We start from the raw sequence: 13652 nt of genomic DNA, 5'->3' as shown, positions 1-13652 counted from the left end.
TGTTGTCGGCACTAAAATATTAGTAAAATCCAGAATTTATTAACCCTGCCGGATTAAGGCCGTACATCCGTAGCTATGTAACAAACTACACCTATGGATATTAATATACAACACGATAAAGAAGCACAGGAATTTACAGCACAATTAGAAGGCGACCAGGCAGAACTAGCGTATGCATTGCCCGAAGATGATGTAATTGATTTTCAGCATACGTTTGTACCGGAAGATTACCGGAACGAAGGCGTAGCGAACCAACTCATTGAGGCGGGACTGAATTATGCAAAAGAGCAGAAATTTAAAGTAATTGCTTCGTGCCCGGCTGTATCGACTTATGTGCGGCGGCACAAAGAGTACCAACCGCTTTTAAAGAATTTTCTGTAATAAATATTTTTAAAGCAAAGCGGCCGCAATATTTAATATAACTGGCCGCTTTGCTTTTAGAACTGCTCTAACCTGTTCCTGTATAAATATTCATCTGGTAGCGCAAAGGGGTTTAACAGCAATATTTTTGCAGGAGTAGTAAAGTTGGGAATTCTTTTACCTTTATACAGCAGGTAAATTATTATAAACTCAACCCAATTACTAGCTGATACGAAGACAGCGTGCCTATTTTATTCACACCTGAAAAGAGCCAAGTATTGTTATACCTAGCCTCTAATTTAAGTTCTTTTGAATTAGAAAAAGGTTCTAAAGCAACACCAAATCCTCCTGTAAAGCCCATGTTCGTTTTTTCGATGTCTACCTATAATTATGCTCAATGGTGCTAACTTTTTTGTTTCCGCTCTGCCCTAATAAACGATTAAAATGAGGCCCTGCATTTATATAAGGTTTTAACTTACCCTTTAAAGAATATTTAAATAGAACCGGAATTCTAGCAAATCTGGTAGAAAAATCAATTTCTGTCGTATATAAATTGGCATAATCAAAAGACGCATGCCCTTTATAATTATGAAGTTCAGCGCCTACTAAGACTGACAAATTTTTATTAAAACCAACTTCACCAAAAAGACCAATATTTATATTCTGGTAAGCTCCATAATTAGCTTTATCGGTTGCCGGCCAGGTTAAATTCATGGTACTGTTTGATATACCTCCCGTTATCCCTTTTTTAAAAGTCAGTTTCCGAACCTTTTTATATTCTGTAACCACCTGCTGGGGATGCATACATTTATTAAACTCCAGAAACAACTTAGATAAACCAGCAGATGTATATTTATATTTTGTTAAAAATTTGGAATCCTTAAAATCTACAGATGAGCATTCAGGTAAGCCAATTTTTAAGGCTCCGTAATAAGATGCCTTTTTTAAAAGTCTGATATCACCCTCCTTCGTAGTAAAGAGAAAATAAGTATTGTTTTGCCCGGTTGTAGCTTTATATAAATTAAAACCTCCTTCTACCAAGACTTTTAAGAAGATAACTTTATTAATTAAGCTATCCGGCACCAAGGCCGATATAAATTTTTGATTTTCAAACCCAACTTCCTTAACCTCTTGTGGTTTGTACACTTTAAATGTTTTATCTTTCCCATGTTCTTTATAGGCAAATCCATCGGTCATTTTACGCTCATTACCAATTTTTATAAGACCATGAATAGTATCGCCGGTTGCTTTAATAAAATAACCTTCTTTTACCTGGGATTTACCTTGCATTACTACACCTAAAAACAGAATTAGAGCAGAAATATATCTCTTGAAATTTAAAGCCATAGCATATTTCATTAAGGCTCTAAATATATAAATATAAGCCTAATATCATATACCAGTTCTGGCAAAAGTTCAAAATTTTAATTTTAATATTATACTATCTTATGGGTCGTAGTTTTTAGATTCAGACTAGTACAAATTAATTTTAAAAAAAAGCTAAAGCACAAACGAACTTAACTAGATATAGATTAATGATATTAGCCTAAATCAGTAAGCATTAATAGTTGCTCCAGAATTCTGGTATGATAAAAATGATTTCGCCTTACAGGAACATTACTTTACACCTTTGTGTAAATAATATTCCCGTAAGGCGTATTAACTTCCTTTTTAGTAATGCAATAAAACTGCCGGCTAACAAAACGAAATTAGTCTTACCACTTCTTTTCTACTTTCTTATCTTTATCAAAAGAGAAAACCCTGGAAATATTAAAGCCAAAATAAATACCACCGTCGCCCCACTTGCTTAAGGTTTGCGGAATAAAAAACTTTTCGATCATGCCTTGCGCATTGGTTAAATGCAGTTGAAAGACGTGACCGCCGGTTTCAATATCAAAACCCAACGAAAATGAATTAATATAATCGTCGGCGGTAGCACCGGGCAACACGTAAAAATATTCGGCATTTAGCGAGGTGCGCTTGGTAAGTTTATACCGACTGCCTGCGCCCAGGGCATACACGTTGTTTTCGTCGCGGTTAGTAGAAACCAGGTTGCGGTGCACCAGGGTAGGCGAGAGTTGCAGCGAGAACCGGTCGTTAAACTTACGGGCGATCAGCAACTGGTAAGTGTAAGCCAGCCGCGACGAGAAATCTTCGTTTTTTTCGGGATTATCGAAGCGAAGCGTGGTAATAGCTGTGCTGGCAAAACCGGTTACGGTAACGGGTGCCGCCCAGGTATCGTCTTTTTGCCGGAGCAGCTTATATTTTAGGTAACCATCGTAAGTTTTTTCTAAAGAACTGCGGCCAACGCCCACCGAGAACCTATCGGTGAGGCCGTACTCCAGCGCCAGCCGGATAGTAGCAGCATCTAAGCCAAAAAAGTTATAAGCGCCGCCATCTAAAGTACCAAACCGGTGCGAAATCATGAAAAGCAATTCTTTGCCCGGTATGGTTTGCACCGAATGGCCGTTAATTATGCGGGTAGCTTTAAACGTAGCGGTTGTGTAAGCCGTAGCAGCGCTGTCGGCCTCAGCCAAAGCCAGTAGGTCGTTCTGGGCGGCTAAGCTTACGGGCAACAATAAAAAAGAGGCGATGTATAAGACTTTCGCAAATTTATGGGAAAGTCCCCCTTTAGAGGGATTTAAAGGTAAAAACGAGAATTTTGAGAAAGTACTTTTATATATTCTTTTCATAAGTGCGTGCGTTTTAGTATCAGGGTTGTTTGGCGGCATTGGCCTGGTAGGGCTCGTACAACATATTTATGGTAACCTGTATAATTTCGGCAATGTGGCCCCGCACTAATAAGGGAATTACAATATTGTAATCTTCGGGCTTAATGTTTATAAATGATTGCGCGCCTATCCGGCCGCCTTTTACTTCCAGCGTACCATCGGCATCAATGGGTTTGGTAACGCCGTGAATGGTTAACTGGCCGTTTACTTTTACTTTGTAAGTACCATCCTGCTGCAGGTTTACGTCTTTCATATTCTGAATATTGCCCTTAAAAGTGCTCTTCGGATATTTATGCGACTCGATGTAATTTTCGTTGAAGTGCTCCTGCATTAATGATTTCCGGAACTGAAAAGCTTTCATAGGCACCGAAAAAACCAGTTCGCCGGTGCTTACATCCAAAAAAGAAGAAACTTGTTTGTTATGGGCCTCAATATTTTCGAGAATTTCTTCCGAGAAAAAAGAAATACTGCCCGTGCGGGTAAAATAACGGCTTTGGGCCTGCGTACCGGAAGCGGCTAGCAACACGAAGAATAGCCCCATTATCCATTTCATTATCTTTTATTTTAATTGTTCAGCATACCGGCATCTACCCATTTCTGAATTTTGGCTATGTCGCAGGCAGGTAATTTTTCGCCGCCTTTGGGCATTTGCGGATGCCCGGGCTCGTGGTTGATAACGGCCATTAAATGATGCCCGGCCTGATGTTTTACTTCTTCGTAAGAATCCAGAATAACGCCGCCTTCCTTTATAGCCGAGGCATGACAGGTGTAGCAATTGCGCTGCAAAATTGGTTTTACATCGGTTAGGTAAGTAGCGGTAGTAATCTGGCAGGGAGCGGCGGGTTTGCCATAAAGTTCTTCTTCGTTATAATTGGTGCAGGCAGTTACAACCAGCAACAAAAGGGCGGGCAGATACTTTTTCATGTGCTAATAGTATTAATTTGGAGAAGCCGGGTGGGTGGAAACCCGCTCCTCCTTTATTAATATTAATTTAAATTGCAGGTAAAGAATAATCTTGCTTTTATAAGCGCAGGCAAAGATTTACTTTACCAGTTGCCCCCGTATTTCGCCGCCCGGAAACTGCGCGCTGTGTATATTAAAGTACCAGAGCCCGTTTAATAAATCAGCTTCTTCGGCATCGGTAAGGGCCCGGGTAGTACCGGTTATGGGCGAGGCCCAAGCAGGAGGGGTGCCGGTGCCAGCTACGCCAATTACCACTGGCCCCGAAATAGAGGGATCAGCTTTGTGAAAGTGCATATTGGTGGCGGTAAAGCCGCTCCAGGTTACGTTATAGGTAATCATTTTGGTATCTTTGTTATAAGTACCATTAAAAACACCGGTGCTGTTGGTAGTAACGGCCGGCCGCTCGTTTGCCCCAGTCATGGCAATATTCTGGAATTTTACTTCATTACTTGGGGTATCATCGTCGTCGTCGCAGGCACTTAACGCCACCGCAAACGATAAGCAAAAGAATACAAACCAGGCAGTTGTTTTAAAATAGTTTTTCATGATTTCTGTTTTTTAAGTTTAAAATTATTTAGGCAATAGACTGCTGGTAACTGTTTAAGAGCAGTTAAAAATGTTTGTTTAAAAGCTATTTATCTCGGATACCGGTAACTAAGCGAGAAGAAAATACCGGCACTGGTTAGTTTTATTTTGCCGGCGCCTACCCCAGCAAGCGGCACTTTTACAAAAGGCTCCACACCCGCCGTTATGCCCGGCGCCAACCGGCGACCGTAATAACCCGACAGGTTGTATATACTAAATAAGTGCCGGTTTTTATTTTTAACTTCGTAATAACTGTTGTAACCGTTACCGCCGCCGTAAGGCAAATATTTGTAGGTATATTCCTCATCTTTCATGATATAGCTGGATAAACCGGTATTTACCGCCACCACCGCTATATTGCCTTGCCAGATGTTGTACCCAATATTTACCGGAATATCCAGCACATAGCAAACCGCCGAAATATCATCGGGCTGATGCTTGTTATACCAGTACCCTTTGTTACCGTAATCGTCGGGTTTGGCATCGTAAATTTTGCGGGCTCTTACAATGCCGGTAGCCAAGCTCCACCTGCTGTTTAGGCTATAGCCCAGCAATATTCCGGCATTGGTACTAATACCACCAGGGTTAGCAAAACCTACCGTACTTAAATCGGGCGCTGCCAAAACGCTTATGCTAAACCGGTTTAGGGCTAATAATTTTCTGGTTTTATTAGCTTTAGTGCTATCGCTTTGGTTTTGCGTTAGGTTTGTTGGGTTTGTTGCCGTCAGGCTGCTGTCAGGCTTTACCAGCTTGTCTGTTTCGGCTATTTTGGTTGCTGCTATTTTATTTGCAACAGAATCAGTAGCTGGTACCACAATATTTGAATTTGCCGTTGCCTCCTTGGTTTCGGGCGCAATTGGGGTATTTGTTTTACTAGCTGCTGGTATATTTCCCGGTTCTGTTTTACCCGCTAACAAAATAGCTTTCCGGGCAATATTAAACCTACTTATTTGGTTGCGTTTAGCTGGTTTGTCCGCAATATTGCCCAATGGTTTATTCAAAGCAACCTTCCTGCTTTGGCGAGCTATTACCTCAGAATTATTATTTAGACTAGCGGCCTGGCCGGTTTCTGGCGTTAATACTACTTTATTCTTGCTAGTGGTTTTACCTGTTAATACTTTAGGCGGAATATTTTTAGTTACCCTCGATTCTTCAGGCGGATTATTATTTAGTACTTGTGGTTCTATTTGCGCGGCAATTTGGGTTTGCTGGGTTTGGGTAACTTCTTTATTTTGATTTAACGCTTTATTTTGGGTTAGCTGGTTGTAGCCTACCCAAACGCCAACTCCGGTAAACAAAATAAATAATATTAATCCTCCCCAACGCCACCAGTTGGTTTTAGCAGCGGTAGCAGAAGTGGTTGCCCCGGCTTGGGTGTCCAGCTTTTTTTCCATTGCCCGCCAGGCATCCGGGTCAAATTCCGGATGATACCCCGAAGCCGCCCGCCGGAAAAGGTCGTCTAATTCATCTTCAGGCATATTTTCGGTACTCATCCTTTAAAATTTTTTTTAAGCGGGCCTGCAAATTGGCGCGGGCCTTCGATAAATTTGATTTAGAAGTACCCACCGATATCGACAGCAGGGTAGCTATTTCTTCGTGGGTATAGCCATCTATTACATATAAGTTAAATACCGTTCGGTAGGCCGGCGATAATTCCTGCACCATCCGCATTAGGTCTTCGTAGCTTAGTTGGTCTTCGGCACTCGGGTACAAAGTATCCGGCTCCAGTTCGGTTACATCCTGGGCGTAATAATGCTTTAAATTATGCCGGTAATTATCCAGCGCCGTGTTTATCATTATTCGCCGCACCCAGCCTTTAAAAGATTTTTCGGGGTTGTACTTGCTCACTTTGGTAAAAATTTTTAAAAACCCATCATTCAACACCTCGGTTGCCTCCTCGCGGGTTTGGGAGTAGCGCAGGCAAATGCTCATGGCATAGCCATAGAAAAGCTTATACAGCTTTCTTTGGGATTCCCTGTCTTCCCCAATACAGGCCTGTACCAGGTTCAGCAAATCGGTATTGCTAATTTCCCCCACGCGTTTATGTTGTTTGCGCCCCCAGCACGGATGTTTTTCCGGAAGGGTTGCCTGTAAAAACTTAATTTATTAAAATTTATCTTAAGTAACTGAATATTAAGCTATAAATATATCGCTGCGCTTACTACCCAAATCAGATTATTTAAGCCGCTCCTATTAAATTCTCCTTATTTTTCTATCCGGAAAAGTTTGCTACACGTAAAAATTAATCTTAGAAACTGCTTAACACGCAGGTAATAAACTACTTTAGGCCAGACAAAAAGGGAGGTATCTGCGGGAAGCGAAAAAGAATAGGAATAATATTTTTCCTTAAGCCGAAAATCCAAAACTGGCTAATCCTTATGTTTCACTAAAATATGTAAAGCGATGAAAAATCTTCTGAAAATAGTACCGGCAGCAGCCTTAGTTTTTTCTTCTTATGTGGCTTTTGGCCAGAGCAGCGGTACTACTACCAAAGAAAGCAAGCAATCCAGCACAACTACCACCTCTAAAAAAGCAGCTTCGGCTACCCGCACCGAAAGTGCAGTGGGGGCTCCTACCCGGGCCGATGACCAGTTAAACCAGGGCGACCCTGGTAATCCGGCCAATAAAGCTACTTCGGCCCAAGCCGGTACCAACAACGCGAGCCAGGGCGTAAACAAAAAAGCTACTAAATCTGCCAAAACCATAAAAACTAAAAAAACTACCAGTAACGGCACTACCAGCAGTATTTTTGAAAGAACCGGCACCAACCGCGCTGGCGGTATGGCGGCCATGGTAAACGCCGCCGAAGCCGATGCCATGACCATTCAGATGCAGTTGATGAGCGATAAAATGCGATACATGAACCGGAAAATGGAGTTGATGAACAGTGTTATGCAAAAGCAGAAAAACCTGAAAGAGGTGCAGGGAGAATTAAAAGAACTTGACCAGGAAATTGCCAGCCTGGATAACCAAATGAGCCATCTGGAAGAAGATACCGGCCACCAGAATTAATAAATCACCTAGTTTACAAAGCCAGCCTTATTCGCTGGCTTTGTTTTTGGAGCAATTAAGTTAAGCGGTTACCCAAATAAGCTAAATTATTGTACTACTGGTAACCTTATAAATTCTGAGTTGTAGGGCCATTAAACCGTATTATTTATAACTAAACCACCAAACAGACCGTAATAAAGCTATATAAAGATACGTAAACAGATGATTTTAAATATATTAACTTCTAAAAAGCTAAATATCAGCCTCCTTATTTTACTTTCGCCCCTAATATTTAGCTGCTCGGCGCTAACCGGCGGGGCCGCTTCTAACGACCCAACTGTTATTGCCCAGCAACAACAGGTAGATTATCTGGAACAAGAAGTAAAAGATCAGAAACGCCGCACCGACGAAGCAGAACAACTTTATAAGCGGGAACGGGATTTATTGGATGCTAAAAAGAGCGAGTTAAAAGCGGCTGAACGCCTTTTAAAAGTTTACCGCGATCAGGCAAAATAAGTAAATCCGGCGCTTGTTAATTAATATAAATTTTTCCTAAGTCTAGTGCTAGAAGAGCCGGCATTTTGCTGGCTCTTTTAACGAAAATACAATTGTGCTATAAATTAAATACAAATTTTTAGGCCCTTGTTTGTTCACTTTCCCTACGTTCTAACGTAATACAATCCGGAAGCAAATTTTACTTATTCTATCCCCTTGACAACAGATCAAACACCTGCCAAAAAATCGACGGGCCGCACCGTCCTGAAAGTCCTCTTGTGGATTATCGGGATACCCTTGCTTTTGGTTTTGCTGGTAATAATTGCCTTACAATTTACCGCTACCCAGAATTTCCTGGCCGATAAAGGAACCGCCTGGCTATCAAATAAACTAAAAACCGAAGTAAAAATAGGCCGCGTTAAAACCGATTTCCGGAACAGCTTTGTGCTGGAAGACTTTTACATGGAAGACCAGCAACAAGACACCTTGCTTTATGCCGGTCGCCTGGGCCTCGATATTAATTTCTTTTCGTTGCTTAATAGCGAGATTAATATTAGCTCGGTTTCGTTACGCAACGCAACGGCGCATATTAAAACCTTTATGCCCGACAGCACCACCAATTACGATTTTGTGCTGAACGCTTTTGCCAGCGATACCGCCACGGCCCAGCCCGTAGATACCACCGCCGCGCCTTTTACCTATAATATTGGCGATATTGAACTGGAGAATATTTTCTTCACCATGAGCGATCAGATTTACGGCAACAACGTCCGGAGCCGCATTGGCACCCTGAAAGCCAGCATGAACGAGCTAAACCTGGAGAAAGAAATTTACCGCCTGAACGACATCAACCTAAAAAACAGCTACGCCAATATTGTACAAACCAAAGCGGCCCCACCCGATACCACCGAAGCCAAACCGCTGACCATGCAGTTTGGCATGGGCAAAGTAACCTTGGAGAATATTAAACTCAATTACCAGAATACGGTAGCCCTGCAACGCATTTTATTAAACGTGGGCCGCACCGAACTCGACCCCGGCAATATTGATATACCCAACGCCAAAGTAGATTTAAATTCCTTTACGCTCCGCAACACCTCCGCCGCTTACTTCCAGGACAAATATGCCCCCGACGATTCGCTGGCCATTAACCCGGCCCGTATAGCCGAAAACCTGGACGAAGCCGTCGAGAAAAAAGAAGGCGAGCCGGTAAATTGGGTCATGAGCCTGAAAAACCTGGATGTAGCCGGGCTGAACGTACAGTTTGGTAATTACAACACACCCGAGCTGAAACGCGGCATGGATTTTAACCACCTCGATTTCGCGGATATTACCCTCAACGCCGATAATATTTATTACAGCGTGGATCGCATGGCTGCCGACCTGAACAAAATGAGCCTGAAAGAAAAAAGCGGGTTTCAGGTAAAAAATTTCACGGCCGATATTAACGTAGATTCTACGCAGGCCCAACTAGCTAACCTGAACCTGGAAACCGGCGAAAGCATTATCCGGCGGCACCTGGCTATTGGTTACCCGTCTTTGGCCACGATTGCCGATAATATTAACCGGCTGACCATTAACGCCGACATGGCTAATTCTAAAATTGGCTTCCGCGATTTACTGTACTTCCAGCCCGCCTTGGCCAATAATCCTTCTTTCCGGAGTATTTTAAACAAGCCGCTTTACGTGGATGGCCGCGTGACCGGCCGGGTAGATAATTTACGAATTGAACGCTTGCAAATGGCTGGTTTAAATGGCACCGCTGTAAATGCCAGTGGCACCATTACCGGCTTGCCCGAGGTTGATAAAACCCGCCTTAACTTAGATATTAACCGCTTTACCGTAGCCCGCGCTGATGTAATGGCTTTCTTACCGCCCGGTACTTTACCAGCGGGTTACCGCATTCCGGAGCGTATTACGGCTAGTGGTGGCATTAAGGGGGGCATGGAAAACCTGGAACTACAAAACCTACGGATTACCGCCGCACCCGGCACCAACCTGCAGGCCAGCGGTACCATCCGCAACCTTACTAATCCCGATAACCTGTACGCCAACCTGAATATTCAGAATTTTTCGACCACCCGCCGGGATATTCAGAATTTATTACCCAAAGACCTTATTCCGGCCAATATTCAGTTACCCGAGCGCATGGCCCTGAAAGGAGGCTTTACCGGCTCTTTAGAGAATTTTACAGCTACGCCGGTAATTACTACCTCGTTTGGGAATGCCACCGCCAACCTGCGCATGCAGCCCGGCGAGCGCTACAACGGCACCGTAAGTCTGGATGGTTTAGATTTGGGTAAAATCATGAAAGATACCACCATGGGTAAGCTTACCGCCGATGCCCGGGTTAATGGTACTGGCTTAACCCCCGAAACCATGCGGGCCGACATTGATGCCACGGTGCAATCGGTATTTTACAATAATTACACCTATAATAATATTGCCATCAAAGGCACCGCCGACCGCAACTTATTTAACGGTACGGTAAACATGAAAGATAATAACCTGGCTTTCAATTTTGATGGAGCCGTTAACCTGCGCAACGCCGAGCCTAGTTATAATTTTACCTTAAACCTCGACGAAGCCAACCTGCAAGCCCTGAATTTTTACGGACAGCCGCTGCGCCTGCAAGGCAAAGTGGTGGCCGATATGCGCGGTGCATCGCTGAATACTTTAAACGGCACTTTCGATGCCGGGCAACTCAATATTCGGCAGGGTCCAAAAACCTACCAACTCGATACGTTGTTCTTGCGTCTGGCTAACCAGGTAGGCCGCACCGATATTACCCTGCGATCCGATTTAATGAACGGGTTCTTCCGGGGCGAAAACAGCGCCGAAGATTTAGCCACGGCTTTTTCTAAGAAAATAGATTCTTACTTTAATATTCAGGATGAACCTTTTCCGGCCAATATTAACCTCGCCGATTTCAACTTTGATTTCCGTTTCCGGCGCACCGATTTATTAACCTCCGGTTTAATTCCCGAATTGAAGAAATTTGGTCCGGGCGTACTATCGGGCTCTTACACGCAGGCTAACCAAAATTTGCAGGTAAACGGTTATTTGCCGCGCATTGTGTACACCACTTATAACCTCGATAGTCTGCAAATACGCCTTAACGGCGACGCCGATAAACTGGACTACGCCGTAACCCTAAACGAAATTTCGGATACTACCTTGCTGGTGAAAAACCTGAAAATGGGTGGCTATGCTCAGGACGATAACTTAAAAGTGCGCTTGGCCATTGCGGAAGATAACGGTAAAGATCGGTTTGCCTTAGGTGGCTTGCTTAATTCGCTGCAAAATGCTTACCAGTTTAAATTTACGCCCGGCGATGTAGTCTTTAACGGCGAGCCCTGGAACGTAACACCCGATAATTACCTGCAATATTATAATAACGGTTCTATCTACGCGAATAATATTAGGATGGAGCAGGGAGGCAATTCACTGGCAATAACCAGCCTGGGGGCCAGCCGTACCAATGCACCGCTGCAGATTACATTTGGCAATTTCGACTTAGCCAATATTTCGCGGGCCATCGAGCGCAACGATAGTTTACTAAACGGCGCCATTAACGGTAATATTACCTTGCGCGATATTACCACCAAACTGGGCTTTACTTCTGATTTAACGGTTAAAAACTTTGCTTTCCAGAAAAACCTGATCGGTGATATTGGTTTGCAGGCCAGCACCGCTCCCGGCGACCGTTATAATGTACTGGCAACCTTGGCCGGCAACGGCAATAATTTAACCGTTAACGGGTATTACGTAGCCCAAACCACCGATAATGCTTTAAACCTGACGGCCGATATTACCAATATTAACCTGGCGGCTTTTCAAGGGTTTACCATGGGCCAGTTAGAAGATATGTCGGGCTCTTTGGTGGGCCGCTTAAATATTACCGGCAGTTTGGCGCAACCCAATATTCGGGGGCAGGCTACTTTTGCCAACGCTACGTTTGTGCCTACCATGCTGGGCTCGCCTTTCCGCCTGAATAACGAAACCATGACGTTCGACGAGCGGGGTATTAATTTCTCTAACTTTACCTTGCTCGATTCAGTAAATAACAAAGCCGTAGTAAACGGTACCGTATTTACCCGCGATTACCTCAATTACCGCTTTGCGCTGGATGTAACCACCAACAATTTTGTGGTGATGAATTCTACCGCCGCAGATAATCCGCTTTATTATGGCAAATTAATTTTGGATACCAATGCCAAAATTGCCGGTGAAGAAAACCAACCGGAGATTACCGGCCGCATAAAAGTAATCGATGGGTCGGCCATGACCATGGTCATTCCTTCGTCGGCGGCCGGCATGGTAGAACACGAAGGCATTACGCAATTTGTAGACATGAGCGATACCTTGGCCGCGCGTTTAGCCGAACTCCAAAAACGCGATACGTTAACCCAAACCGGATTGCTCGGCTATAATATTAGTGCGGTTATTGATGTGTCGGATGATATTCCGTTTACCGTAATCATGGACGAAGCTACCGGCGACTTTATTGAAATCAGGGGTAGGGGCGAGCTGAATACCGGCATGGACGACGACGGCAATATTAGCCTGAGTGGCCGCTACACCGTAACCAGCGGCAAATATCAGCTTAATTTTTACGGTTTAGCCCAACGTGAATTTAATATTGCCCGTGGCAGCAGCATTACCTGGGCCGGCGACCCATTAGTAGCCGACCTGGATATTAAAGCCATCTACAATGTAAAAACCGCACCTACCGAATTAATAGAAGCCCAACTTGCCGATGAGGATGCGCGTAACAGGTCGCGCAACCAGTTACCTTTTGAGGTACTCATTAACTTAAAAGGCGATATGCTGAAGCCCGATATTTCATTTGATGTAACCTTACCAGAAACACAGCAGGGTACAGATGCCGGCCGGATCGCTTATCAGCGGTTACAACAAATCCGGCAAGATCCTTCGGAAATAAACCGGCAGGCTTTTTCTTTAATTGTGTTGGGCCGGTTTATGGGTACTGATCCGCTGCAATCGGCTGGTGGTGGTTCGTTGGCTGCTACGGCTCGTTCCAGTGTTAGCTCTTTGCTCAGCGACCAGTTAAATAAACTTACCGGGCAATATTTGGGTGGCTTGGGCCTGGAATTAGGTTTAAATTCTTACCAGGATTTTTCTGAAACCGGCACCGGCCAAAACCGCACAGATTTAAACGTGGCGCTGAACCAGGAATTTTTAAATAACCGGTTGGTGGTGCGGGTAGGAACCGATGTAGGTATTGAAGGTAAAAGTTCTCAGAGTGGCAACGCCGGGTTTGCCGGAAATTTATCGGTAGAATACCTGATTACTCCTAACGGCCGCTTACGTGTGCGGGGCTTTAAGCAAAACTCTTACGAAGACCTGGCCGAGCAAGAAGTACAGGAAACTGGCCTGGCCCTCATTTTTACCCGCAACTTCGATAACCTTTCCGATATGTTTAAAAACTTAGGAAAATCCAGAAGAGGCAATAACCGAAACAAAAACGAAATAGAACCGCTTGTCCAGAATTAAATATTACCG

11 protein-coding genes are annotated in these 13652 nt (G+C 43.9%); 4 read left to right on the top strand and 7 right to left on the bottom strand.

The genetic code is table 11. The annotated features are described in order from the left end of the window. The first annotated feature begins 93 nt into the window (after positions 1-93). The gene (locus F0145_RS11630; RefSeq protein ID WP_150088574.1) at positions 94-381 is read left to right on the top strand and encodes a GNAT family N-acetyltransferase; all 288 of its coding nucleotides are present in this window, start codon (positions 94-96) and stop codon (positions 379-381) included. Between the two features lie 357 nt (positions 382-738). On the opposite strand, the gene F0145_RS11625 is transcribed toward F0145_RS11630, so the two are convergent. The 7 genes from F0145_RS11625 to F0145_RS11595 form a co-directional block, all read right to left on the bottom strand. Beyond that, positions 739-1719 carry an outer membrane beta-barrel protein gene (locus F0145_RS11625; protein ID WP_150088573.1) on the bottom strand — a complete coding sequence of 327 codons (981 nt, stop codon included), beginning with the start codon at positions 1717-1719 and terminating at the stop codon, positions 739-741. 356 nt (positions 1720-2075) lie between these two features. After that, positions 2076-3053, bottom strand: coding sequence for a DUF5777 family beta-barrel protein (locus F0145_RS11620; RefSeq protein WP_223815992.1), 978 nt, complete (start codon positions 3051-3053; stop codon positions 2076-2078). 19 nt (positions 3054-3072) lie between these two features. Then, positions 3073-3645, bottom strand: coding sequence for a YceI family protein (locus F0145_RS11615; protein ID WP_150088572.1), 573 nt, complete (start codon positions 3643-3645; stop codon positions 3073-3075). 11 nt (positions 3646-3656) lie between these two features. Next, positions 3657-4016, bottom strand: a complete 360-nt coding sequence (locus F0145_RS11610; RefSeq protein WP_150088571.1) for a hypothetical protein — start codon at positions 4014-4016, stop codon at positions 3657-3659. A 117-nt stretch (positions 4017-4133) separates the two neighbouring features. Continuing rightward, the gene (locus F0145_RS11605; protein WP_150088570.1) at positions 4134-4601 is read right to left on the bottom strand and encodes a CHRD domain-containing protein; all 468 of its coding nucleotides are present in this window, start codon (positions 4599-4601) and stop codon (positions 4134-4136) included. An 89-nt stretch (positions 4602-4690) separates the two neighbouring features. After that, positions 4691-6133 (bottom strand): hypothetical protein, encoded by a 1443-nt coding sequence (locus tag F0145_RS11600; RefSeq protein WP_150088569.1) that lies wholly within the window; start codon positions 6131-6133, stop codon positions 4691-4693. Beyond that, on the bottom strand, positions 6111-6677 hold the full coding sequence (locus F0145_RS11595; RefSeq protein ID WP_223815990.1) for an RNA polymerase sigma factor: 567 nt from the start codon (positions 6675-6677) through the stop codon (positions 6111-6113). Before F0145_RS11595 ends, F0145_RS11600 begins: the two co-directional genes overlap by 23 nt. 366 nt (positions 6678-7043) lie before the next feature. Between F0145_RS11595 and F0145_RS11590 the strand changes: the two genes are divergently transcribed. The 3 genes from F0145_RS11590 to F0145_RS11580 all read left to right on the top strand — a co-directional run bounded on the left by F0145_RS11590 (position 7044) and on the right by F0145_RS11580 (position 13643). Then, on the top strand, positions 7044-7652 hold the full coding sequence (locus F0145_RS11590; RefSeq protein WP_150088568.1) for a hypothetical protein: 609 nt from the start codon (positions 7044-7046) through the stop codon (positions 7650-7652). Positions 7653-7853: 201 nt separating this feature from the next. After that, on the top strand, positions 7854-8147 hold the full coding sequence (locus tag F0145_RS11585; protein ID WP_150088567.1) for a hypothetical protein: 294 nt from the start codon (positions 7854-7856) through the stop codon (positions 8145-8147). A 195-nt stretch (positions 8148-8342) separates the two neighbouring features. Further along, positions 8343-13643, top strand: a complete 5301-nt coding sequence (locus F0145_RS11580; RefSeq protein WP_150088566.1) for a translocation/assembly module TamB domain-containing protein — start codon at positions 8343-8345, stop codon at positions 13641-13643. Positions 13644-13652 lie beyond the last annotated feature (9 nt).

Source organism: Adhaeribacter rhizoryzae (assembly GCF_008629685.1).
GTDB classification, from domain to species: Bacteria; Bacteroidota; Bacteroidia; order Cytophagales; family Hymenobacteraceae; genus Adhaeribacter; species Adhaeribacter rhizoryzae.
This window is presented reverse-complemented; position numbering and strand designations above follow the sequence as displayed.